The sequence below is a fragment of the Pseudoalteromonas piscicida genome, from assembly GCF_002744175.1.
GTDB classification, from domain to species: domain Bacteria; phylum Pseudomonadota; class Gammaproteobacteria; order Enterobacterales; family Alteromonadaceae; genus Pseudoalteromonas; species Pseudoalteromonas piscicida_B.
Window position 1 is genome coordinate 1 of the sequence record NZ_NKHF01000100.1, and the last position, 24,963, is coordinate 24,963.

General features: G+C 42.7%; 21 protein-coding genes and 3 pseudogenes. 20 read left to right on the forward strand and 4 right to left on the reverse strand.

The window, feature by feature from the left end:
- The first annotated feature begins 312 nt into the window (after nt 1-312).
- The 5 genes from lexA (at nt 313) to CEX98_RS19960 (ending at nt 6,314) form a co-directional block, all read left to right on the forward strand.
- Complete coding sequence (gene lexA, locus CEX98_RS19940) at nt 313-927, forward strand: transcriptional repressor LexA (RefSeq protein WP_099643745.1); 615 nt, start codon at nt 313-315, stop codon at nt 925-927.
- A 1,227-nt stretch (nt 928-2,154) separates the two neighbouring features.
- Nucleotides 2,155-3,297 (forward strand): cytochrome c oxidase subunit II, encoded by a 1,143-nt coding sequence (coxB, locus tag CEX98_RS19945; protein WP_099643746.1) that lies wholly within the window; start codon nt 2,155-2,157, stop codon nt 3,295-3,297.
- Entirely contained in the window at nt 3,297-4,871 is a 1,575-nt protein-coding gene (ctaD, locus tag CEX98_RS19950) for a cytochrome c oxidase subunit I (protein ID WP_099643747.1), read from the forward strand. Before coxB ends, ctaD begins: the two co-directional genes overlap by 1 nt.
- Complete coding sequence (locus CEX98_RS19955; RefSeq protein ID WP_099643748.1) at nt 4,871-5,437, forward strand: cytochrome c oxidase assembly protein; 567 nt, start codon at nt 4,871-4,873, stop codon at nt 5,435-5,437. Before ctaD ends, CEX98_RS19955 begins: the two co-directional genes overlap by 1 nt.
- A gap of 1 nt (nt 5,438) precedes the next feature.
- Nucleotides 5,439-6,314 (forward strand): cytochrome c oxidase subunit 3, encoded by an 876-nt coding sequence (locus tag CEX98_RS19960; RefSeq protein ID WP_099643749.1) that lies wholly within the window; start codon nt 5,439-5,441, stop codon nt 6,312-6,314.
- Here CEX98_RS19960 and CEX98_RS19965 read toward each other — a convergent pair.
- A complete protein-coding gene (locus CEX98_RS19965) occupies nt 6,214-6,516 on the reverse strand; it encodes a DUF2909 domain-containing protein (RefSeq protein ID WP_099643750.1) in 303 nt (100 codons plus the stop codon). The two genes, CEX98_RS19960 and CEX98_RS19965, sit on opposite strands and share 101 nt — an antisense overlap.
- Nucleotides 6,517-6,527: 11 nt before the next feature.
- On the opposite strand from CEX98_RS19965, the gene CEX98_RS19970 reads away from it, so the two are divergent.
- The 13 genes and pseudogenes from CEX98_RS19970 to CEX98_RS20030 all read left to right on the forward strand — a co-directional run bounded on the left by CEX98_RS19970 (nt 6,528) and on the right by CEX98_RS20030 (nt 18,865).
- Entirely contained in the window at nt 6,528-7,256 is a 729-nt protein-coding gene (locus CEX98_RS19970; protein WP_099643751.1) for an SURF1 family protein, read from the forward strand.
- Complete coding sequence (locus CEX98_RS19975) at nt 7,249-7,740, forward strand: transmembrane cytochrome oxidase associated protein (RefSeq protein WP_099643752.1); 492 nt, start codon at nt 7,249-7,251, stop codon at nt 7,738-7,740. The genes CEX98_RS19970 and CEX98_RS19975 overlap by 8 nt, the downstream gene beginning before the upstream one ends.
- Before the next feature lie 9 nt (nt 7,741-7,749).
- A complete protein-coding gene (locus CEX98_RS19980; protein WP_172439814.1) occupies nt 7,750-8,757 on the forward strand; it encodes a COX15/CtaA family protein in 1,008 nt (335 codons plus the stop codon).
- Complete coding sequence (gene cyoE / locus CEX98_RS19985) at nt 8,741-9,640, forward strand: heme o synthase (protein ID WP_099643754.1); 900 nt, start codon at nt 8,741-8,743, stop codon at nt 9,638-9,640. The genes CEX98_RS19980 and cyoE overlap by 17 nt, the downstream gene beginning before the upstream one ends.
- Nucleotides 9,637-10,230 carry an SCO family protein gene (locus tag CEX98_RS19990; protein WP_099643755.1) on the forward strand — a complete coding sequence of 198 codons (594 nt, stop codon included), beginning with the start codon at nt 9,637-9,639 and terminating at the stop codon, nt 10,228-10,230. Before cyoE ends, CEX98_RS19990 begins: the two co-directional genes overlap by 4 nt.
- 155 nt (nt 10,231-10,385) lie before the next feature.
- The gene (locus tag CEX98_RS19995) at nt 10,386-10,658 is read left to right on the forward strand and encodes an STAS domain-containing protein (protein ID WP_099643756.1); all 273 of its coding nucleotides are present in this window, start codon (nt 10,386-10,388) and stop codon (nt 10,656-10,658) included.
- A gap of 9 nt (nt 10,659-10,667) precedes the next feature.
- Nucleotides 10,668-11,030 carry a response regulator gene (locus CEX98_RS20000; RefSeq protein ID WP_099643757.1) on the forward strand — a complete coding sequence of 121 codons (363 nt, stop codon included), beginning with the start codon at nt 10,668-10,670 and terminating at the stop codon, nt 11,028-11,030.
- A gap of 18 nt (nt 11,031-11,048) precedes the next feature.
- Nucleotides 11,049-13,133 (forward strand): chemotaxis protein CheA, encoded by a 2,085-nt coding sequence (locus CEX98_RS20005; protein ID WP_099643758.1) that lies wholly within the window; start codon nt 11,049-11,051, stop codon nt 13,131-13,133.
- Nucleotides 13,130-13,636 carry a chemotaxis protein CheW gene (locus CEX98_RS20010; RefSeq protein ID WP_099643759.1) on the forward strand — a complete coding sequence of 169 codons (507 nt, stop codon included), beginning with the start codon at nt 13,130-13,132 and terminating at the stop codon, nt 13,634-13,636. The genes CEX98_RS20005 and CEX98_RS20010 overlap by 4 nt, the downstream gene beginning before the upstream one ends.
- A 16-nt stretch (nt 13,637-13,652) precedes the next feature.
- Nucleotides 13,653-16,342: pseudogene (locus tag CEX98_RS23505) on the forward strand (methyl-accepting chemotaxis protein).
- 54 nt (nt 16,343-16,396) lie between these two features.
- Nucleotides 16,397-17,227, forward strand: coding sequence for a CheR family methyltransferase (locus CEX98_RS20020; protein ID WP_099643760.1), 831 nt, complete (start codon nt 16,397-16,399; stop codon nt 17,225-17,227).
- Nucleotides 17,214-17,828: a chemoreceptor glutamine deamidase CheD gene (cheD, locus tag CEX98_RS20025; RefSeq protein ID WP_099643761.1), complete on the forward strand. Its 615-nt coding sequence runs from the start codon at nt 17,214-17,216 to the stop codon at nt 17,826-17,828. The genes CEX98_RS20020 and cheD overlap by 14 nt, the downstream gene beginning before the upstream one ends.
- Before the next feature lie 9 nt (nt 17,829-17,837).
- Nucleotides 17,838-18,865, forward strand: a pseudogene (locus CEX98_RS20030) (protein-glutamate methylesterase/protein-glutamine glutaminase).
- 231 nt (nt 18,866-19,096) lie between these two features.
- Here CEX98_RS20030 and CEX98_RS20035 read toward each other — a convergent pair.
- Nucleotides 19,097-20,140: a polysaccharide deacetylase family protein gene (locus tag CEX98_RS20035; RefSeq protein ID WP_099643762.1), complete on the reverse strand. Its 1,044-nt coding sequence runs from the start codon at nt 20,138-20,140 to the stop codon at nt 19,097-19,099.
- 27 nt (nt 20,141-20,167) lie between these two features.
- Between CEX98_RS20035 and CEX98_RS20040 the strand changes: the two genes are divergently transcribed.
- Nucleotides 20,168-21,436 carry an MATE family efflux transporter gene (locus CEX98_RS20040; RefSeq protein WP_099643763.1) on the forward strand — a complete coding sequence of 423 codons (1,269 nt, stop codon included), beginning with the start codon at nt 20,168-20,170 and terminating at the stop codon, nt 21,434-21,436.
- Here CEX98_RS20040 and CEX98_RS20045 read toward each other — a convergent pair.
- Both CEX98_RS20045 and nfuA read right to left on the reverse strand, forming a co-directional pair.
- Nucleotides 21,433-21,711 (reverse strand): hypothetical protein, encoded by a 279-nt coding sequence (locus tag CEX98_RS20045; RefSeq protein ID WP_099643764.1) that lies wholly within the window; start codon nt 21,709-21,711, stop codon nt 21,433-21,435. The two genes, CEX98_RS20040 and CEX98_RS20045, sit on opposite strands and share 4 nt — an antisense overlap.
- Nucleotides 21,711-22,285: pseudogene (gene nfuA / locus CEX98_RS20050) on the reverse strand (Fe-S biogenesis protein NfuA). Before nfuA ends, CEX98_RS20045 begins: the two are co-directional and overlap by 1 nt.
- A gap of 145 nt (nt 22,286-22,430) precedes the next feature.
- Between nfuA and CEX98_RS20055 the strand changes: the two are divergent.
- Nucleotides 22,431-24,956: a M14 metallopeptidase family protein gene (locus CEX98_RS20055; RefSeq protein WP_099643765.1), complete on the forward strand. Its 2,526-nt coding sequence runs from the start codon at nt 22,431-22,433 to the stop codon at nt 24,954-24,956.
- Nucleotides 24,957-24,963 lie beyond the last annotated feature (7 nt).

A 24,963-nucleotide genomic window follows, 5' to 3' on the forward strand; every position in this document is an offset into this window, starting at 1 on the left:
CGCCAAAGATAAAACACAAACACCTCGCGAGATAAACTCGCTCTCACCAGTCTCAGCAGGGTAGGAGGTGGTTCACCCGCCGATTTGTGTGCATACACATTCGAGTCGAAGACGCCAAAGATAAAAAACAAACACCTCGCTAGATAAACTCGCTCCTACCACAGTCTCAGCAAAGTGCTATAGGTGGGCGGGAGTCATCTGACAATTCGTCTTAAAATTAAATAGAAAATATGTTGAATAAAGAAACATTTGCGATTTTCTTTCAGCTGTATATACTTACAGTAAATGAACTACTGTATGGAATACCAGTTAATGCGTCCTCTAACAAAACGACAAGAACAAATCTTTGAACTGATAAAAGTATTCATTAAAGATACTGGGATGCCCCCGACACGAGCAGAAATTGCCGATGCGCTGGGTTTTAAGAGTGCAAATGCAGCAGAAGAGCACCTAAAAGCCCTTGCTAAAAAAGGTGTCATTGAGATGGTACCTGGCGCTAGTCGTGGCATTAGACTGGTTGAGGACGAACCTGAGCAGCTAGGACTACCGATTATTGGCAGGGTTGCAGCCGGTGAACCCATCTTAGCTGAGCAGCATGTAGAAAGCCATTTTAACGTAGACGCAAACTTCTTTAGACCGAGCGCAGACTACCTTTTAAGAGTTAATGGAATGAGTATGAAGGATATCGGCATTATGGATGGTGACCTTCTTGCAGTTCACCGAACTCAAGTAGCGGAAAATGGACAAGTGATAGTAGCGCGAGTTGAAGAGGATGTTACCGTTAAGCGCCTAGAGAAAAAAGGTAAAAAGGTATTACTTCATGCAGAGAACGAGGAGTTTCAAGCGATTGAAGTCGATTTAGAGCAACAGAATTTTTCTATTGAAGGCTTGGCCGTCGGTGTTATTCGAAGCGCTGACTGGATGTAATACTAGTTTGTACTGTTACTTGTGCAGTTAAGGTAGAGGCTCGCACTCATACCATTCAGTCTTAATATTTGCTCAACTTTAAAGAGTAAATCAGACACTAACTGCGTTAAAAATTTCTTATTTCTAACAACTAAGCAGCAAAATTTTTGCCTTGCCAACATGGACGTCGGCATCTTGATTTGAGCGGGTTGGGTCTCGGGTTGTCGACGTGATTTTCTCGCCTCAAAATAGATCACTTAATTAAGTGACTTGGTATTTTAATGAAAGAAGTTTCTCTTCCCGCTATCAAGACTAGTTTAGCCTTACACCTGTCCAACTTGCTAGAACGTATTTAACGCTAAACTAGTAGCGTGTTGTCACACCACACCATAACATTTGAATAGCCTAGCTAACCTGAGGTTTGGATGAAAAATGGGTTAACTCATTGTTTTTAGAATCTCATAAAATCTGGCCATAGTGTCTTAGGAATAACCCCGCTCTCGCGCTCTGCTACCGCCCTGGTACCAACATCCTTGTAGACAAGGCGAATTTACGTACCAACAGCTGGCTATTGGAAGTGACTGCAGCGCAGTTAGCGCTTGAACTGGCCGCTAGAAAGGCATTAATTATCCGAAGCTCAGGTTAACCCACCTTGCCAGGTTTGGCTGCAACTACTTTGGTGAGAACAAGATGATCAAATAGGATAAGCTATCAGGTCCTCTTATCTCAAAAAGCCTCTTAATTGAGTAAATTGGTATAACCCACAAGCTTACTTGCCTATCGAATATTGGTTGCTCTATTTGAGCGCTAGCATAGTAAAAATAGGGTCATGCATGAGGGGTTGCCTTGCCTTAAAGAAAACCACCAGAATAAATACGCCAATATAAATTGTTCAATTGAGTTCAACATTAAATTGGGTGTTACGCTTAACAGATACTTTATTTTGCTTCAATGCTAAGAATTAACTTTGCTTATTACGCTGTAATGACGAAAGCATTAAGACTTTTTTCATTTATTTGTATATTTACTACATTGATAATTATGCATAATTTTTCTCCTTCTGCTGGTTTGATCTCGAAAATCTAGATTTTCCTTTCTATAGCTATTGCTCTTAAAAATCTTGCGTTTTGTTTGTTTTTTGACTAATTGGTTAATAGTCGTGCAGTAAGTCTATGTACCAATAGACAATATGACAGTCATCCAATAATAACAAAAGGTGGTTTTTAGCCGCCTTGAAGGAGACGTCAAATGAAAATTTGTCGATTAGTTGTAGCATTTGTCACCGTGCTAATCGCCACGCCCTCACTTGCTAATAGTGATTACAATATGAGGCAAGGTGTGACAGACATCAGTCATCAAGTATATGAACTCCATATGACCATATTTCTCATATGCTGTGTTATTGGGGTGATAGTCTTTGGTGTGATGTTTTGGGCACTTATAAAGCATCGTAAATCCAAAGGAGCTGTAGCCGCTCAATTTCATGAAAGCACAAAAGTTGAGATCCTGTGGACTGCCATTCCATTTTTAATTTTGATAGGGATGGCAATACCAGCCACTAAAACTCTCATTGCAATGGAAGATACAAGTAAAGCCGATCTCACAATCAAAGTGACGGGATCACAATGGAAATGGCATTACGAGTATATGGGACACGAGGTTGAATTTTATTCTCTATTATCCACACCAAAAGATGAAATTAGCGATCTCCAAGAGAAGAATGAAAATTATCTTTTGGAGGTGGATAAACATTTGGTAATACCCACAGATAGAAAAGTTCGATTTCTAATGACCTCTGATGACGTTATTCACTCTTGGTGGGTTCCTGACTTTGCGGTGAAAAAAGATGCTAATCCTGGGTTCATTAACGAAGCATGGACCAAAGTTAACGAAGAAGGGATATATAGAGGACAATGCGCCGAGCTTTGCGGTAAAGACCATGGCTTTATGCCTGTGGTGGTAGAAGCTGTTAGCCCTGAAAAATTTGATAATTGGCTCGCTGATGCCAAAGCGGCTAAAGCGAAAGCAGCAGCTGAATCACAAGCCGTTGCTCAGCAAACATTGTCAAAAGAAGAATTGATGGAAGTTGGGGAACAAACCTACATGGCATATTGTGCTGCCTGTCACCAACCAACAGGGTTGGGCTTACCTGGCGTATTCCCAGCGATGAAAGGGAGTAAAGTGGTCACTGGTGATATCAAAGCGCATATAGATATCTTATTACTTGGTCGCCCGGGAACTGCCATGCAATCTTTTGCAAAACAATTAACGATAAAACAGCTCGCAGGGGTCATTACTTACAAAAGAAACAGCTGGGGTAACGACACAGGAGAAGTGGTTCAACCTAGCCAAGTTCAGAAAGAAATTGATGCATTAGAGGAGGCTAAGTAATGAGTGCCATAGTAGAAGAACATTCACATCATGCGGCTCCCAAAGGTTTAAAGCGTTGGCTTTTCACAACCAACCATAAAGATATTGGAACACTCTATCTATTGTTTTCGTTGACCATGTTCTTAATTGGTGGGGCGATGGCGATGGTTATCCGAGCTGAGCTATTCCAGCCTGGTTTGCAGCTAGTAGATCCGCACTTCTTTAATCAAATGACAACGGTACATGGCTTGATTATGGTATTTGGTGCGGTGATGCCAGCGTTTACTGGTCTTGCAAATTGGATGATCCCAATGATGATAGGGGCACCCGATATGGCACTTCCTAGGATGAATAACTGGAGCTTTTGGATCTTACCTTTCGCGTTCGCTATTTTGCTTATGTCTTTGTTTTTAGAAGGTGGTGGACCCGCATTTGGTTGGACTTTTTACGCTCCACTCTCGACAACCTATAGTAATGATAATACAGCATTCTTCGTGTTTGCAGTTCATATCATGGGGATAAGCTCAATCATGGGCGCTATCAACGTCATAGTGACTATCGTCAATCTCAGAGCTCCAGGAATGACATGGATGAAGCTGCCACTTTTTGTCTGGACTTGGCTTATTACGGCATTCTTGTTAATTGCGGTTATGCCAGTTTTAGCCGGAGCTGTCACTATGGTATTGACTGATAAATTTTTTGGTACGAGTTTTTTTGATGCCGCTGGCGGCGGAGATCCGGTTATGTTTCAGCACATATTCTGGTTTTTTGGTCATCCTGAGGTATATATAATGATACTTCCCGCTTTCGGTATTATCTCGACCATAGTGCCTACCTTCTCCAGAAAGAAACTATTTGGCTATGCTTCAATGGTATACGCTACAGCTTCTATTGCGTTGCTCTCGTTTGTTGTGTGGGCGCATCATATGTTTACCACCGGGATGCCTTTGGCCGGTGAGCTTTTCTTTATGTATGCGACGATGCTTATCTCTGTGCCAACAGGAGTAAAAGTATTCAATTGGGTGGCGACCATGTGGCGAGGAGCAATTAGCTTTGAAGTGCCGATGCTCTTTTCAATCGCCTTCATTGTGCTATTCACGATCGGTGGATTCTCCGGCTTGATGTTAGCGATTACCCCTGCTGATTTCCAATATCATGATACCTACTTTGTTGTTGCTCACTTCCACTATGTGCTCGTAACTGGTGCCGTGTTTTCTATCATGGCAGCGGCTTATTATTGGTTGCCCAAGTGGACGGGGCATATGTTTGATATAAAGCTGGCGAAGTTACATTTTTGGTTATCCCTGATAAGTGTCAACATATTGTTTTTCCCTATGCATTTTGTAGGTCTTGCTGGTATGCCGAGGCGGATACCTGACTATGCACTCCAGTTTGCTGATTTTAATGCCATAATCAGTATCGGTGGGTTTGCATTTGGCTTGTCGCAATTACTATTTGTTGCTGTAGTGTATAAATGTGCTAAAGGAGGCGAGCAAGTTCCCGGAAAAGTCTGGGATGGTGCTGAGGGCCTCGAGTGGGATGTACCATCACCTGCGCCATACCATACATTTTCTACTCCACCGGAGATCAAGTAATGCAACATGGGCGCCTACTTAAGAAACTTATCTTACTGACACTTGGGATGTTTGCGTTCGCTTTTGCATTGGTTCCGCTTTACGACGTTTTTTGTGATGTGACAGGGCTCAACGGCAAACCTTCGATGGAAGTGGCTGAACAAAGTGAGGCCATTGTTGATAGCCGCCAAGTTGAAGTAAGTTTCACAACCCATAGTCAAAGTCAGGCGCCATTTAAAGTTGATGCTGTACAGCACTCTGTCAGCGTGCAACCTGGCAAGCTAACAGATGTTAAGTTTATAGCAAAAAATATGAGTGACAGTGAGCGTGTATTACAAGCAATTCCCTCTGTATCTCCGGGGAAAGCTGCCAAGTATTTACATAAAATGGCCTGCTTCTGCTTTGATCAGCAGCCAATGAAAGGCCAAGAAGAAGTTGAGTTTGTACTGAGGTTTTATGTGGATACAGAGCTACCTAATGATGTAGAAGAGCTGACGCTTTCGTACACGTTGTTTGATATTACAGAGCGAGTAAGCAAGACCCAAAGTGCAGAATTGGGTCAGTTAGTTGCTCTAAAGGAGTTCTAATATGAACCATGAACAAGAAAAATACTATGTTCCAGAGCAAAGTCCGTGGCCTATCGTTGGTGCTTTTGCGCTATTTTTTATTGCGGTAGGCTCAGCACTTACAATTATTCAACTTGATTCGGCCAGCAATAGTGGCGCACTTTTGCTGCTTGTGGGCATTGCCACACTCATCTATATGATTTTTGGCTGGTTTAGAAATGTGATCCAAGAGTCTCAAACTGGGTTGTATTCGGCCCAAATGGATCGTTCATTTAAGCAAGGAATGGGCTGGTTCATCTTCTCAGAAGTGATGTTTTTCGGAGCTTTTTTTGGTGCGCTTTTTTATGCTCGGATGTTCGCTGTTCCATGGCTCGGCGGTGCAAGTAATAATGCGAGTACTAATGAAGTGCTATGGCCTCAGTTTGAGGCCGTGTGGCCATTACTAACCACACCTGATGGCACTGTAACACAGGCAATGGGCTGGCAGGGATTACCCTTGATAAACACCATTATTCTGCTCGCATCTTCGGTTACATTAAGTTTGGCACACGTGGCATTGGAAAAAGAGCAAAGAGCAAAAGTAAAAGCCTTTTTAGGGTTAACGGTACTACTTGGCATTGGCTTTTTAACTTTGCAAGTCGAAGAGTATATCCATGCCTACCAAGAGCTTGGGTTAACGCTTCAGTCGGGAGTCTATGGTAATACCTTCTTCTTGCTAACTGGGTTTCACGGAGTGCACGTTACACTTGGAGCAATTATTCTTTTTGTGATTTGGATTAGAGTTCTGAAAGGGCACTTTACTGCAAAAAATCATTTTGCTTTTCAGGCTGGTGCTTGGTATTGGCACTTTGTTGATGTGGTGTGGTTGTGTCTGTTTGTATTTGTTTATGTGTTGTAGAAATCGGCGATGGGTGTAATTTTATCAACCCAAATTGAGCAGCAAGACAAATAATAAGAATGACAGCGATTGAAGCATATACACGATTTAATAATTGCTTTGCCATTGATACTTGTTGCTCAGATTTGAGCATTATCAACATCGCCTTAAAAAGACTAATAAAAACAAATAGCAGTAATACAACGATAATAATTTTAATCATAAGGAGTGTCCGTGAATTTAGGTGCACTTTTTAAAGGTAGATCAAAAACGCCTATATTGGCAGCATTAATCGTTATGCTGCTGTGTTGTTCGCTTTCATATTGGCAGTGGCAAAGAGCGGTTAAAAAGCATGAGCTCAATCAGGATATAGAAAAGCAGCAACAGCTTAATCTTGGGCATGGAGTAAATGATAATAAGAGAGATCTTACCGAGAAAATTAATGGAGAAGTTCAACTAACAGGGCATTTTATTGATGGAGCAATATGGTATCTCGACAACCAAGTGGTGAAAGGTCGCGTAGGTTTTGACGTTATTTCTATCTTAAAAATGAGAGATACCGGCGAATATGTAGTCGTAAATTTGGGCTTTGTTCCACAGCAAGCTAGTCGAATGCCTACGCCTATCTCTCTCTCAGAGGCACAGGTGTCGATCCCTGCATACATTAAAACAAGCTCGAGCAAGCGTTTTACGCTTGCTGACTCAGCTGCAGAAAGTGGGTCAACTCAATCAATTATTCAGTATATCGATATTGATTATCTATCCAAAGCTTCGAATCATGCTTTATTACCTATCATCGCTTATATGACGCAGGACATATTGGGAAGTACCAAACCACACTATCAGCCTGTTGTTATGTCGCCTCAGAAGCATGAGGCGTATGCAGTGCAGTGGCTTCTCATTGCTATTGCAGCCGCGGTAATTGGGTGGAAGCTTTCAAAAAAGGAGAACAAAAATGTCTAAGACAGCAGTTTGGTTTATTGGCTTGTTCGTACTTCCTCTACTTCTGGCTTTTGTAGCACTAAAGCTAGATTGGCTTCCTAATAGCACAACCAACCATGGTGAATTCTTACGTCAAGAAGTGCGTCAGCCAGAAGTCGTTTTAGATACCGAGTGGAGTATCGTGTATCAGCGTCCGCAGTCATGCGATGAGCAATGCTCCTTATTACTAAATAGCCTACCTAATTTGTATTTAGCGCTGGGCAAGTATCAGCAAAAAGTATCGGTTGTGGTGTTACAAAATCAAGATGAGCCTGTTGTGGAACACGCTACCTCGTTACCTTTACACTTAACTCAATTACAAGACAACTATATTTACTTAGTTGATAAAACGGGCCTATTTGTACTTCAGTATGCGCCTACATTAGATCAAGCAAAAATGAGAAGTGTGCAGAAAGGTCTGCTGAGTGATCTTAAGAAACTACTTAACTACTCTCGCTCAAGCTAGGAGGTGAATATGAATAGAATCAGGATCGTAATATTTGCCTGTTTTGTTACTGTAGTCGTGGTAACCCTTGGTGCGTTTACCCGCTTGAGTGATGCAGGGCTTGGTTGCCCCGATTGGCCAGGATGTTATGGCTTTTTGACAGTGCCGAATGAGAGCCACGAACTTTCAGCGGCAAAAGATCAGTTCCCACACTTAGAAGTTGAAGCTGAAAAAGCCTGGATTGAGATGATCCATCGCTATTTTGCCAGCTTTTTAGGGCTTATCATCCTTACATTGGCATGTTTACAGTTATTCAAAAAGCAAGAAAATAAGGGCCCAAATCGACATTACTATTTACTGTTGATGCTTGTGTTGTTTCAAGGCGCCTTGGGAATGTGGACTGTGACAATGAATCTGCAACCTGTGATAGTCATGGGACATTTACTTGGCGGATTTAGTATCTTAGCGTTGTTGGTTTTATTAGTCTTGCGACTAAAGCACAGTAGTATTACTGCTCAGGTGCCCAGGCGCACCGCTCAAGTGTGTTATGTTGCACTGTTTGTTTTGGTGATTCAAATTGCACTTGGCGGCTGGTTAGCTGCTAATTATGCAGCGCCACATTGCACCGGTTTACCTCTTTGTGATAATTCACAACTCTTTTCATGGCAAAGCTTATTCACGTTACCAGAGGCTTCAGCTACTTACGAATTTGGTGTGCTCCCCTTTGAATCAAGAGTGTCGATTCACTTTACACATAGAGTATGGGCGATCATTACCGTATTGAGCTTACTTATTGCGTGCTGGCCTTTATTAAAGCAACAGCAAAGTCAGGTGATTAAAAACTCAGCTTATCTTGTGCTGGTGTTAGTAACTCTGCAAGTTGTTGTCGGCGCTGCCATCGTTCATTTCCAATTTCCATTGTTACTCACCTTATTTCATAACTTCATGGCAGCCATGGTATTACTGGCGATGGTGAGACTATGTTTTTTTGTGAGTTTAGCGCAAAAAATAGGAGAGAAATATGCAACAGTTAACTGAACTTTCGGAATATCAAAGAATAACAACATTGCTAAAATCCTATTTTGGTATGTGCAAATTTAAAGTAGTTTGTATGTTGGTTATTACCGCTTGGGTTGGCATGGCTTTGGCGCCACACAGTGATAAAACGTTACTCTCTCAAGTAATGAGCTTATTGGGTATAGGACTGCTCTCAAGTAGCGCTGCGGCGATTAATCATATCGTGGATCGAGAGATAGACAAAAAAATGGCCAGAACTCGCAACCGGCCATTAGCGACAGAGTCTGTCTCGGTTTCATCAGCATTAATATTTGCCAGTATTTTAGCCGTACTTGGTTATGCTCTACTCACGATTTTTGCAAATCAGCTCTGCGCATTATTAACCCTTGCTGCATTAGTTGGATACGCTGTGGTCTACACATTATTGCTAAAGCGTGCAACACCACAAAATATAGTGATTGGTGGATTAGCAGGTGCTATGCCTCCGTTACTTGGATGGGTCAGTGAGACTGGACAATTGGGAGCAGAACCATGGTTATTGGTGATGATTATATTTGCTTGGACTCCACCTCATTTTTGGGCTCTGGCGATTGCGCGTAAACGTGACTACGAAAAAGCGAAAGTACCGATGTTGCCAGTGACACATGGTGATGAATTTACCAAACTGTGCGTATTATTTTACACCATATTACTTACTTTAGTTTGTCTATTACCTTATTTGGTCGGGATGTCGGGGTGGATTTATTTATTATGCTCTGGTGCGGCCAATGTTGCATTTATTTATAAAGCAACAAAGCTTATGAAAACTAATAGTTTAGAGTATGCTATGAGAGTATTTTATTTTTCTATCTGGCATTTACTGATAGTTTTTGTGGCACTTTTTGTGGATAAAGCATTTATATGAAAAGAATTATAGTTATTGTCTTGGCTGTGATGTTATTTGGGTGTGGTCAAGCACCTGAGGTATCAGAAAAAGTAGTCTGGTATCCAACGCCCAAGGCGGTAAAGCATTTTGAACTTCAAGATCAATACGGTGAGACTGTTAGCAACCAGGACTTTGCCGACAAGTGGAATTTACTTTTTCTAGGTTACACTAGTTGTCCTGATATTTGTCCTATGACGCTATTAAAATTAACACATGTGTATCAATCAGTTGAAAACAAGGATAGCTTGCAAGTGTGGTTTGTTTCTGTAGATCCAAACAGGGATACAAAAGATAAGCGCTTAGCTTATATTAAGCACTTTGAGCCTGCTTTTAAGGCCGTTTCCGGTGATCATGCTGCGCTATTTCCTTTCGTCAGAGATCTGGGATTGATCTATGCGATAAATCAGGAGCAGAAAGGAGAATATTATGTCGATCATAGTGCATCAGTAGCACTAATAAACCCTGATGGCCAACTTGAGGCCATTTTCAAACCCTCATATGCCGAAGGCACAGTGCCAACTATCGACGATAAGTTGTTACTTAAGGATTTAGAAAAGATCATCAATTAGTCGCATATTGGCACTGCTAAATCTCAGTGCCAGCAACATTTCCTACCTCTAACGCTTTAATTATTTGCGGATTTTTATCCAATCTTTGTGGCAATTTTGCTATCTCGGTCTAAGCTAATTTTATTACTCATTTTTACAAGGATAGTCTTCTGCTCATGTTGAAACTTCCACCCGAGATGGCAATCAACCATGTGGAAAGTCTGTACCATCAGTTTTTCCAAGACTCTATGGAAACGTCTGACATCACAATTGACATTAGTGAAGTACAAAAAGCAGACACCGCATCTATCCAGTTATTGTGTGCCGTACAAAAACACCTACTCACAATGGAGCATAAAATTGTATGGCATGGTGAAAGTGAGGCGTTAGCCCAAGCGGTAAATGAGCTCGGATTAACTCATTATTTATTCCATAGTATTGAAAATTAAGAGGTGATTATGAAAAAGATTTTAGCTGTGGATGACTCGGCATCTATGCGTCAAATGGTGGGCTTTACGCTAAAAAAAGCAGGTTTTGATGTAATAGAGGCGAAAGATGGTAGTGAAGCACTATCCATCGCAAAACAACAGGGCTTCGATGCTGTTATTTCTGATGTGAATATGCCTGTGATGGATGGTATTACGCTAATCAAGGAATTGCGCAGTTTGCCAAATTACAAGTTTACGCCCTTGCTGATGCTGACAACAGAGTCAGGGTTGGATAAAAAAACCGAGGGGAAGGCTGCTGGAGCTACGGGCTGGATTGTTAAACCATTTAACCCCGAACAATTATTAGCGGTATTAAAGAAAGTCATAAGATAGATACTGAGAGGCGTCGATATGAGTATTGATTTAAGCCAATTTTTTGATGTCTTTTTTGAAGAAAGCTTTGAAGGACTAGATATCATGGAAGCTGAGCTGTTGAATTTACAGCCCGGACACGAAGATTCTGAGACAATCAATACTATCTTTCGCGCAGCCCACAGTATTAAAGGCGGCAGTGGAACATTTGGGTTTACCTCTGTGGCAAACTTTACCCATGTGTTAGAGACCTTGCTCGACCAGATCAGAGATGGGCGTCGTCAACTTATTGCCGAGCATGTTAATTTGTTATTGCAGGCCGTGGATTGCTTACGAGCATTATTAACTGCACTACAAGCCGAGGAAGAGCCAGACCTTTCAAGCGCCAATGAGTTGCGCGGTAAGTTTGAAGAGATCTTGGGGAGCAAAAGTGAAACAAGCTCTGAGACTTTGCAAAGTGATTCAGGGAGACTCGAATCGCATACCTATCAGATTGACTTTAAACCATTACCGCACCTTTTTAAGACCGGAAATGAACCGCTCTACATGCTAAGTGAGCTCTCGGAGCTGGGGGAGTTAGAAACACATGCCTTTTGTGACGCCATTCCGGAAATAGACGTTTTTAATCCTGAAGATTGTTATTTAAGCTGGCGTTTGTATCTCACAACAACACAACCAGAATCTGCGATTAGAGAAGTCTTCGAGTGGGTTGAAGATGATGCCGAAATAGTCATTACTATATGTGGCGGCCTGTTTGAAGGCGAGGGGGAAATGCTTGCAGGTGAGTTGGAGCAAAACCAACAGGATAGCCCTGCTAATGAGCCTGAGGCTCATAACAAACCTAACAAAGCAGCCGTTGCAGCAAAAGCGAAACCTGAAGCGAGTAAAAAATCAGCAGAATCAACGTCGATAAGGGTAGGCATTGATAAAGTGGACTCTCTTATCAATATGGTTGGGGAACTGGTGATCACGCAAGCAATGTTGACGCAACTAGGAGAGCAAGAACCGACGGAACATACCCTAGCAGCCATGCAAGAGGGACTGGCACAGTTGGCGCATAACACCCGAGACTTACAAGAAAATGTAATGCGGATCAGGATGTTGCCGATTAGCTTTGTGTTTAGTCGGTTTCCTCGGTTGGTGAGAGACACCTCACAGAAGCTAAACAAGCAAGTTGAACTAAAGTTGTTGGGTGAGCAGACAGAGTTAGACAAAACGGTCATGGAGAAAATATCTGATCCTATGGTGCATCTGGTGAGAAACTCATTGGATCATGGCCTAGAAACGCCGGAAGAAAGAATCAAGTCAGGTAAAGACCCTGTAGGCACCGTCACGCTCAATGCATTTCATCAAGGCGGTAATATCGTTATTGAAATCATGGATGACGGTAGAGGGCTAAATACTGAAAAAATAAAAAGTAAAGCAGTAGCGAACGGCCTGATCCAAGAGACTGATGAGCTTTCTGTGGAAGAGGTTAATGAACTGATCTTCAAGCCAGGATTTTCTACAGCTGATGAGGTGAGCGATATCTCTGGCCGTGGTGTCGGTATGGATGTGGTAAGACGAAACATCCAATCGCTGAATGGCAGTGTGGAGGTAACCTCCGCCAAAGGGGTTGGCTCTACCTTTACCATAAGATTACCACTTACCTTAGCCATTTTAGATGGCCAGCTGGTTAAGGTTGCTAAGCATACTTATATTATCCCACTTATCTCCATCGTCGAATCCTTGCAAATTGATATTAAGAAAGTGAGCAAAGTTGGAAATGGTTTAGAGGTGTTACGACTACGTGATGAGTACATCCCGATATTGAGGCTTTATCAGTTGTTTAATCATGAAGGTGCAATTGAAGAGCTCGACAAAACTTTGCTGGTGGTGGTCGAAAGTGACAATCACAAAGTAGGCTTGTTGGTTGATGATTTACTTGCTCAGCAACAGGTAGTGATCAAGAGCCTTGAAGCAAACTATCAAAAGGTTAATGGTATCTCTGGTGCGACCATTTTAGGGGATGGCAGAGTTTCTCTAATAGTTGATATTAGTGGTCTGATTAAATTAAGTGGTCTCAAACGTCCAGGCACTCAAGAGTTGCTGATGGAGCAGGAGCTAGAAGAGGTGGCATCATGATCACGGAAAGGGCATCAATAAATGAGCAAGTTATGCTGGCAGACAAAGATGACGATACACAATTTTTAACTTTTATGATGGCCAATGAAGAATATGGTATGGATATTTTGGCTGTACAAGAAATAAGAGGTTGGGAAGAAGTAACGACTATTCCAAATGCCCCCAAATATGTAAATGGCGCGATTAACCTGCGCGGTACGATTGTACCTATTATTGATTTAAGACTGCGATTTGGCTTACCCCAAGTTGAGTATGGCCCATTAACCGTCGTTATCGTTGTATCTGTGATTATAAAAGAATCCACCAAAATAATGGGATTAGTGGTAGACGCTGTATCGGATGTGTACAGCATAAATGAAGAAACGGCTAAAGATGTCCCTGACTTTCAGGACTCTGAAAACAGCCAATTTGTACAAGGACTTGTCAATGTGGGCGAAAAAATGGTCGTCCTTTTGAATTTGAAAAAAATCTTAAACCTTGAAGTAAAACAAAATGAGCAATAGGTTGTCGGGGGATAACATGAACGATCAAGCATTAGCAAGTCAACTCAACAATAGGGTCTTGATAGCGAGTGCCATAATAGTTGTGGGCTTGGCAATTAGTGTTCAGATGCTGAATATTAGTATGTCTACTCAGACTTATGTGGCGATTGTCATCGCGCTAGTTAGTGTAGTGTTGGCGATTTTACTATTAAAGCAGAGTGCAAACGTGCTCCTCTCTAAATTAAGAGATGTTGAAGAAATTGTGCCTGCCATCCAACAAAAAGATGCCAGTCTACTCAATGTGAATAGTGCGGCGAGACAGTCTTCACTGTATCAGGCAGTGTCTAATTTATTAAATACCGATGATAATAGCCAAGATCATAGCCATAGCTTGTTACTGGCGCTTCAGGTTTGCCAAGCAAATATTATGTTAGCCGATGAATCTTTGAATATTGTTTATTTAAATGATTCAGTTACCAGCATGTTAAGGAAAAACCAAGCAAAGTTGCAACAGGAGTTACCCGGTTTTAATGTGGAAAATTTGATTGGCCAAAATATTGATTCGTTCCATAAAAACCCAAGCCACCAAAGGGGGATACTGGCTAATTTAACCAGGCCTTACGTGACAAAAATAAAGGTAGCTGGGTTAACGTTTGACTTAATTGCAACGCCTGTATTTGACGACGAAGGACAAAGGATCGCGACGCTAGTAGAGTGGAAAGATCTCACTCGAGAGCTAGCCATGGAGAAAAAGCAGGCCGATTTGGCCAGTCATAATGCACGTATATCAAATGCGCTAGATGTTTGTCAGGCTAATGTGATGCTTGCAGACGAACACTTAAATATCGTTTACGTCAACGACTCGGTTGTCAGCATGTTAAGAGATAACCAGTCTCAGCTTAGAAAGTCATTACCGAATTTTGATGTAGATAGCCTGGTTGGCCAATGTATTGATGTGTTTCATGAAAACCCCAACCATCAGCGTAATTTGCTTGAGAAACTGAGTGATGTTTATAAAACCGATATTAAGGTTGCAGGTTTTACTTTTGGCCTGATTGCGACACCTGTTTTTGATGACGATAGAAATCGCATAGGCACGGTTGTTGAGTGGGAAGATAAAACGGAACGGTTAATACGTGAGCAAGAAGAAAAAGCTGCCGCCGCTGAAAACTTAAGGGTTCGTCGAGCATTAGATAATGTATCAACAAACACGATGATCGCGAATGAACAGTTCGAGATAGTCTATTTAAACCGCGCGTTGAAGAAATGATGAGAAACGCGGAGCATGATCTGAAACGAGATCTGCCTAACTTCGATAGTCGACAACTCTTAGGTGCAAATATCGATGTGTTCCACCGTAATCCGAGTCATCAGCGTAGTATGCTAGGGAGATTGGAGTCAGAGTACACAACGGAAATTGTTGTAGGAGGAAGAACCTTTAGTTTGGTGGCCAATCCTATTTTTGATAGCAACAACGAGCGTGTCGGCACTGTTATCGAGTGGGATGATAGAACGAAAGAAGCTTCTATCGAAAAAGAAGTGGGTGGGCTTGTGCAATCTGCTAATAGCGGCAACCTGAGCGTTCGTTTATCTGAGGCGGGTAAAGATGGGTTCTATTTACGCTTAACACAAGGGCTTAATAGCCTAGTGTCCACTGTTGATGAAACGGTGACGGACATGGGCGACATGTTAGATTCATTGGCTACAGGCAATTTAACTAGACGTATCGAAGGGGATTATCGCGGTGCATACGAAAAACTGAAAAAAGACGCCAATACCACTGCCGAGAAGTTAACAGAGGTGTTAAGTCGGATCCGCACGTCTGCAAACTTAGTGGCTAGTGGAGCCGAGGAAATATCCCAAGGCAATGCTGATTTAAGTCAGCGCACAGAAGAGCAAGCTTCATCGCTAGAAGAAACTGCATCCAGTATGGAAGAAATGACCAGTACGGTCAGACAAAATGCTGACAATGCCAAGGTGGCGAACGAATTAGCAGAAGAAACCTGTGATAAAGCAACCAAAGGTGGTGAAGTGGTGACTCGCGCCGTAGCGAGCATGTCTGAGATCAATAATTCGAGCAAGAAAATAGCTGACATTATTGGTGTGATCGATGAAATTGCTTTCCAAACTAATTTGTTGGCCTTAAATGCAGCAGTAGAAGCGGCAAGAGCAGGTGAACAAGGGCGTGGTTTTGCGGTAGTTGCCGGTGAAGTGAGAAATCTTGCACAGCGCTCAGCGGCAGCAGCGAAAGAAATCAAAGACTTGATAAGAGACAGTGTCAGTAAAGTGGAAGATGGCACATTACTGGTTAATGAGTCTGGCGAAACATTAAAAGGTATCGTCGAGTCCGTAAAACGTGTTACGAACATGATATCTGATATTGCAGAAGCGTCTATCGAGCAAAGCTCAGGTATTGAGCAGGTTAATAAAGCTGTGTCTCAAATGGACGAGATGACACAGCAAAATGCAGCACTGGTTGAAGAAGCATCAGCTGCTGGTGAGTCAATGGCTGAGCAAGCAAACGACATGAGAAGGCTATTAAACTTCTTTACACTGGGCGACGGTTCAGGGCAGGGTTACGAACTTGCTGAAGCTCCACAGTCTTATAAAGCTCCTGAAAGGCAGCTACCAAAACAAAGTATGAACTCCAGCAAAACGCTTTCTCCAACTCCAGCTACAAGGGGTAATCAGTTTGCAGATGATTCCGAAGAGTGGGAAGAGTTTTAGCCGACAAGCCACTTAGCGCAAACAAGTAGTGAGTTTGATTGAAGGAATAATACGATGCGAGAGTTTTTATTAACCGATAAGGATTTTTCCGAAATTTCGGCTCGGGTTTATGATGTGTGTGGCATCGTGCTTGGGCCTCATAAAAAGGAAATGGTTTACTCTCGATTAGCGCGTCGCATTAGGGCTAACGGACTTCACTCGTTTGCGGAGTACCTCTCTTTTTTAGAAGACAATCAGGATGCTGAGTTCAGCCATTTTATCAATGCGATAACGACAAACTTAACGTCCTTTTTCAGAGAGAATCATCACTTTGAGTTTTTGGCAAAAAAAATAGTACCAGAAATAGTTGCCAGACATAAACAGGATAAGCGAGTCAGAATTTGGTCAGCAGGTTGCTCTACAGGTGAGGAGCCGTACAGTATTGCGATGACCATCGCAAGTGCGTTTCCGAGTGATTGGGACATCAAAGTACTGGCCACCGATCTCGATTCTAATGTACTGAGTAAAGCAAGTATTGGAGAGTACACCGCAAATAATGTAACAGGACTAGATGAAGAAAAACTAAAAAAGTGGTTTTTGCGCAGTGCCGACGGCGCTTTATATCGGGTGAAACCAAAGTTACAGTCATTTATCCATTTTAAGCGGCTAAACCTGTTGGAGCCATGGCCGATGAAGGGGCCCTTTGACGTGATATTTTGTCGCAACGTGTTAATTTACTTTGATAAAGAAACCAAGGATAAGCTTTTTCAGCAGTATCACAATTTGTTAGTGCCAAATGGGTATTTGTTGATAGGACACTCAGAAACAATGGGAAAAGAACACCTTGAGTTTAAAAACTTAGGTAAAACCATTTATCAAAAAGGCCAGTTGAATGAAAGAGTTTAGACCTGTTCTGCGAGGCTTTGAGCATGTAAAGCGTTTTTGGGATTCTGGACGAGCCAAAGTTGTCGCGAAAGTACTTCCTGGGGAGTTTTATGTGTCTAAGCAGGATGAACTAATCTCGACGGTGCTTGGTTCATGTATTGCCGCTTGTGTATATGACGAGAAGCTAGGAATTGGCGGAATGAATCATTTTATGTTGCCAGGCGCCAAGGCATTAAGAGAGGTACATGCTGATGACCTAAATTGTCGATATGGCAACTGGGCGATGGAGTATCTTATTAACGAAGTAATAAAAAATGGCGCTTCAAGAACCAACCTAAAAATAAAACTGTTTGGTGGTGGGAAAATTATTAGCTCCATGACGGATATTGGAGATGGGAATATTAGGTTTGCACAAGCTTATGTTGAAGAAGAGAGCTTAAACCTCATCTCTCAGGATGTGGGAGGACCTTGGCCCAGAAAAGTGGTTTTTCACCCACAAAGCGGCAAAGCACAGGTGAAAAAATTACGGACTATGCACAATAATACGATTGAACAGCGTGAAGTGCGTTACTTACATGATATTGAAGCTCAAGATAACAAGACGGATATTGAGCTGTTTTAGGGGTGAAATATGATCAAGGTTCTGATTGTCGATGACTCACCGCTAATTCGTGGGTTGCTAAAAGAAATACTAAGTCAGGCAGAAGGTATTGAGGTTGTTGGCACTGCGGAAGATCCCTATGAAGCGAGGGAGTTAATTAAATCAACTTCACCAGATGTGCTTACGCTAGACATTGAAATGCCAAAAATGAATGGCATCAGCTTTTTGAAAAATTTAATGCGTTTACGACCGATGCCAGTAGTTATGATTTCAACTCTAACACAAGAAGGGTCGCCAGCTACGATAGAGGCATTGGAACTTGGTGCGGTTGACTTTATTTCCAAACCCACAAGCAATGTTGCCGATAAGCTGATGTCCTATTCCGATATTTTGGTAAAAAAAATAAGGGTGGCAGCTAAGGCGAGAGTACGCTCATTCAAAGCGCCAAAGCAAGATAGTGAGATTGAAATTGGTACAAAGTTTACATTCTCGCGACAAACAATTTTAGCAATAGGCGCCTCGACTGGTGGCACCGAAGCCATCCGTGAGGTGCTGATGCGCCTGCCGACTCATGCTCCCCCAGTTGTTATTACCCAACATATTCCGCCAGTGTTCAGTACATCGTTTGCACAAAGGATGGATCGGACTTGCGCGGTAGCGGTGAAAGAAGCGGATGATGGGGATGTGTTAAAACCGGGCCATGTTTTTATTGCACCTGGAGATAAACACCTAAAGGTGGCGAGCACGGCAAATGGATATGTGTGTCGTCTTGATGACACTGATCCTGTGAATCGTCATAAACCTTCCGTTGAAGTGTTATTTAACTCCTTAGTTCCCATGGGAAAACATGTGTGTGCTGTCATGCTCACCGGCATGGGCAGCGATGGGGCAAAGCTATGTTAGCGCTGAAATTAGCGGGGGCTAGAACATTCGCGCAAGATGAGTTGAGTTGTGTGGTTTGGGGAATGCCAAGAGCCGCGCATGAGTTAGGGGCTGTACAGGCTTTGGTACCACTGAGCAAGGTAACCGAAACAATGCTCAGTGCAATAAAAAAGTAACTTCAATAAAAACGTTAAGAAGTGAGGTGTGATTTGACTGTCTTATACCAATTGAAATCAGTTTCCAATCAATTTGAAGGGTGAAATACCATATTAGCATTGTTAAAAATTGTTCATTTAGAATAACTAAATAGCAAAATTTTTGCCTTGCTACTAACGCAATAGTAAGGGATAACAGCTGCTAGAGAACAAGCTGCTATCCCGAGTTTAGGTTACTTAATACCATGGGTATTACTTCACAATAACCCAAGGCTGAGAAAACCAATAGTAACGTCCCGCATCTTTTATGGATGGCGCGGTACAATTATATCGCGAGCGTCCCAGTGTAAGTGCTTTTGGAGTTTGGATCCGAACTCTATTTTCAGATTGCCACTCCAGCTCAGCCTGACCAACACCTGAGACATAGCAAGTAAATTGACTGGTGTGAAAATCTTTATTTTCAAACTCTAAGGTTATTTCAGGCTGCTTATTCTCAGTTACGCTGTCCTGATACACCAGATTCTGTAGCTGGAACGCTTTGGTATCCAATTTTGTTTTCAATGTTTCTAAATTGCTATAAATACCAGAGGCAGGAAAGCGCGCAACGCGTGAAAAGTCTGAGGTGATCCCCACGGCACCAGAGTGTTGCCCAATGCCGATTAAACCTAATTCCGTCACTAACTTTTGCAGCGCTTGATTAAACTCACCGTAAGGATAAGCAAGATAAGGATAGTCATGGCCAATCTCTGCTTTAATACGCTGTTGTGACCACGTGATATCATGTGTAATACGCGCTCGCCATTGTGCTTCGGATTCACCATCTAGCTTTCGATGCAAGTAATCATGTTTGGCGCTATGGTTCGCGATGGTAGCGCCTCGCTCTGCCAGCTTTTTCAGTTCATCCCAAGTCATCACATAGCTTTTTTTCTCATCGATAAGCTGCGGATTAACAAAAATAGTGTAGGGGAAGCCAAACTCCTGTAAGAGAGGGGCAGCAGCAGTGATATTATTGTCATAACCATCATCAAAAGTAATTGCTAACGTTTTGGCGGGCAGTGACTTTCCCGATTGTAGGCGAGTTAATAGTTGTGGTAATGGGATCACGGTATAGCCATTTTTTTTAATATAGCTAAGGTGTGATTTGAAGGTTTCTTCACTAACACTAGTGACCGCCGGCAGTTTCTCACTGACGTGATGATACTGTAAGATGACCGCACTCCAACTATTTGCAGAGAACAGGGCCAAGCCTAAAATAATATGCTGTATCAATTTCTTAAATGCCATAAAGCGCAACATCTGAGCCTCTTACTACTTGCAGGTCCGATGATATTATCAAATATTACGGTCCCACTGTTAGGATTAGTCGACACAGCTGTTATTGGTCATATGGATGATGCACACTTCTTGGCTGGGATCGCACTGGGCTCAAGCTCTATTTCAGTATTATTTTGGCTCGCCAGCTTTTTACGAATGAGCACTACAGGTGTGATTGCGCAATCCAGTGGCCAGCAAGATCACGACAAGTTAGTGCGCTCATTGTATACCAGCATGCTTATTGCGTTAATTTTTGCACTAAGCTTGATTGTCTTGTCTCCATTTTTACTCAATGTGATTGCCTCATTGTCGAATGCCTCTCATGAAGTATTTGAGCAAGCCAAACTATACTTTCAAATCCGGGTATTTAGCGCACCCGCTGCGATGCTAAATTTGGTGTTACTGGGTTTTATGCTCGGTATGCATTATGGCCGTGGGCCATTCTACTTAGTGTTATTCACAAATATAGTAAATATAGCCTTGGATGTTTTATTCGTTATTGGATTCGAGTGGGGCGTAGCAGGGGCCGCTTGGGCATCCTTAATGGCAGACTATGCGGCGCTGGGTTTATCGATATTTTTATGTATGGGGGTTGCGAGAAAGCACGGAATCACACTAGAGTTTTGTCTACCTGAACGAGCTCATTGGCTCAGTCTATTGACGCTGAATCGAGACATCTTTATCCGTTCATTGATCTTGCAGTTGTGTTTTAGCTTTATGACCTTTTATGGCGCCCGACTTGGAGAAATCACGTTGGCTGCAAATGCTGTATTGCTCAACTTCTTAATGTTAGTGAGTTTTGCAATGGACGGAATTGCCTATGCGGCAGAAGCAAAAGTAGGAAAATCAAAGGGGCAAGCCTCGTTAACTCAACTACAGCTTTGGGTAAAAGTGAGCCTGTTTTGGGGGGCGGTATTTGCACTGTTCTACAGTCTTACTTTTTATGTTGCTGGTGGCTGGATCATCGGTTTGTTAACCAGTATTCCAGAGGTGATTACGTTAGCAGGTGTTTACTTACCTTGGCTTGTTGCTTTGCCGCTGATTGCCATGAGTTGCTTTTTATTTGATGGTGTCTTTGTCGGATTAACTCGTGCTAAAGAAATGCGAAACAGCATGCTGGTTTCAGCACTGATTGGGTTTTTTCTACCATTCTTACTCGCACAATCATTGGGTAATCACGCGCTTTGGTTTGCGATGAGCTGCTTTATGGGGTTACGGGGAGTAACGCTAGCTTACCAGTATTATCAGCTATCTCGTCGCGGAGCGCTGCTGGATTAGGCAAAAGGATCATTGTCTTTTAGTGTTTGATGACGCTTTTCTCGCGCTTCTAAGACCTGAGAAAAACGGTTGGCGAAAATGCCAATATAACCGTAGAAAGCGCAGCAAAGGCCGGGAAGTAGCAGTATTAAACCGACTATCTGAAAACGGTGGTCTTGATAATAACCAAGTGCAATAAAGATAGCGGCAACAATAACGAGACAAAGACCTGCAAGAAAGAATTTGAGGCTGCGCTTAGGGTGAGACCCTAAGCGATAAATGAGGGTTTTGCTCATTAATAGTAAGAGTGCTCGCCGCGTGCGTGCTCCGTGATGTCACGAACACCGCTGATCTCTTCAAACTTGGCAACCATCTCTTTTTCGATGCCTTCTTTTAGGGTGACATCGATCATTGAACAACCATTACATCCACCACCAAACTGAAGGACGGCAATACCGTCTTCGGTAATTTCGACTAGGCTCACCTGACCGCCGTGATTAGCTAGTTGTGGGTTTACTTCGGTGACTAGCATATGCTCGACGCGTCGGCGAGGCTAGCATCTTCACGTAGTCGCTTGGCTTTTGCGTTAGGTGCTTTGAGTGTTAACTGGCTGCCCATTTTGTCGGTAACGAAGTCGATGTCGGCTTCTTCTAAAAATGGTGCACTTTCTTCGTCGACAATAGCCTCAAATCCATTGAATGGTAAACGGATATCGCTTTCTTCTACAGCATCTGCTGGGCAATATGACACGCCACACTCAGCTTGAGAAGTGCCAGGGTTAACCACGAAAACTCTAATATTGGTGCCGTCAGCCTGATCGGCTAATAGTTTTGCGAAATGGCTTTGGGCAGAATCTGAAATATGGATCATAATTCGCTCTATACTTGACTAAATTACTCGGTTAATACGTATCATACTCTCCTCATCGTGTTGTCGCTAGTGTTCAGCGTAAAAATTTGGCAATCGAAGATAGGCTTGTTAGCTTGAAAAGTAATCGGAATTAAAGGAAATTACCATGCGGTTGATCAGCTGTATTATCTTGCTCTTGAGCTTTGGCTTACAGGCAAAGCCCATCGATTATTATTTTGGTGATGAGGTAAAATTTGACCCAACCATTACTACTCCAAAGCAAGCGTTTGGATATGAAGTTGGGCAGTGGCACTTGCGTCATGATCAAATAGTTCAATATTTACAAACATTAGCAAATGAAAGCCCAAGGCTCAGCATTGAGACGATTGGCTATAGCCACGAACAACGTCCGTTGTTGTTACTTAAGGCCAGCTCGCCACAAAACCAGCAAAATCTGGCGAGTATTCAGCAGGCTCATCTTTCCTCATTGAGCGATGACTCGAGTCGTACCACGCAGCCGGTTGTGATGTGGATGGGTTACAGTGTGCATGGCAATGAGTCGTCTGGAAGTAATGCCGCGGTATTAATCGCGTACTATTTAGCTGCTGCACAAGGTGAGTTTGTCACTGAGTTACTTGAGAACGCCGTTGTTCTATTAGATCCTGCCTTAAACCCTGATGGCTTGTCTCGTTTCGCGACTTGGGCCAATAGTAATAAAAGTCTTTCACCATCTAGCGATCCTGCACACCGCGAACATACTGAGTCTTGGCCTTCGAGCCGCACCAATCACTATTGGTTCGACTTAAATCGCGATTGGCTACTGTTACAACACCCTGAATCGAAAGCCCGTATTCAAGCTTTCCATAACTGGAAACCAAATGTACTAACCGATTTTCATGAAATGGGGCCCAATAGTACTTACTTCTTTCAACCAGGGATCCCGTCTAGAACACACCCAATCACGCCGTTGAAGAATGTAGAATTAACGAATGAAATAGGTAAGTTTCATGCAAAAGCTTTAGATGCACAGGGGAAGCTATATTTTACGCAAGAAAGCTTTGACGATTTTTACTATGGCAAAGGGTCAACGTATCCAGACGTTAACGGTGCGGTTGGGATATTGTTTGAGCAGGCTAGTAGTCGCGGACACGCGCAAGAAACCCAATATGGAGTACTGAGCTTTCCAGAAACCATTAAAAATCAGGTAACCACCAGTTTATCGACGTTTCAAGCGGGTGTATCACATAAACAGGCTCTGCTTGAGTATCAGCAGCAGTTTTACCAACAAGCATCCACACTGGCAAGTAAAGACGAAATCAATGGTTATGTTGTTGCTAAGGGCGAAGACAGCTATCGCTTTACAGCATTTATCGATTTATTGAAACAACACCATATCGAAGTAAAGTACCTTGCGAAGGACAAAGAAGTTGATAATAGAAACTATCAGCAAGGAGATTTGTATATTCCCTTGGCACAGCCTCAATATCGACTCATTAAGGCGTTGTTTAGTACTCAAACCCACTTTAAAGACAATACCTTCTATGATGTCTCTGGGTGGACGATGCCTTATGCTTACGACCTTGATTTTGCTGCATTAACAAGTGATTGGGGGCTGAAGCTAAGCAATGATAACCAGATTGATAAACCACCCCTTGCGCCAGTTGCGGGGAGTTATGCCTACACGGTAAGTTGGCATCATTATTTGGCTCCACAATTGGCGAATCGCTTATTGCAGGCTGGTGTAAAGGTGGCCGCAGCGATGTCGCCATTCTCAGCAGTAACTACTGCAGGCAGCCAAGATTTTCAAGCGGGCACGCTGGTGATTGCCAGTGGCATCCAACAACAAGATGACTGGTACAGTCAACTAGAAACGATTGCAGGTGAGCTTGGGCTTTCTGTATATAGTGTGACAACAGGACTAACAGCAAGTGGCGTAGATTTGGGCTCAAGACAAATGCTGCAATTGCAAAAGCCTGAAGTACTGATCCTTGGCGGCGCAGGTGTAAGCCAATATGAAGTCGGAGAGCTTTGGTATCACCTAGATAGACATTTGATGCTAGCCCCGTCCATTGTAGAAAAACATCATATCGGCAGACTCGATTTATCACGTTATAGCCATATCCTACTCGCAGATGGAAAGTACAATGATCTCAGTGATAAAGCAAAATCTAAAATCCTCGCATGGGTTGCTAAAGGTGGCGTAATTTGGGGGCAAAAGCGCGGTGCGCAGTGGTTGATTGAACAGCAATTGTTAGATGCAGAAATGGTGTCGAGTAAAGAAATGCGTGAGTTGTTTGAAACCAAAAATCTCACCTTTGCAGACCAAGATAGACTGTCTGCAAGACAGCGTATTGCTGGTGCTATTTTTGATGCGCGACTCGACCTCAGTCATCCGCTTTCTTTTGGGTTTGAAAATAGTGAGTTACCCGTATTTAAAAATAGTACTTGGGTAATGCATCGTGCTGATAAGCCTTTTGTCGAATCATTAGCATACACTAAAGCGCCTTTGTTATCTGGCTATGCAGATGCCATTAATGTTCAGCAAATAGCCGGCTCTTCTGCGCTTATCGCATCAAAAGCAGGGCGAGGAGTCGCGGTTGGTATGACGGATAATCCGGTATTTCGTGGCTTTTGGTATGGCTCCAGTAGGTTATTAAATAATGCTCTATTTTTTGCGCAAGGTATAAGGTAGATGTAGC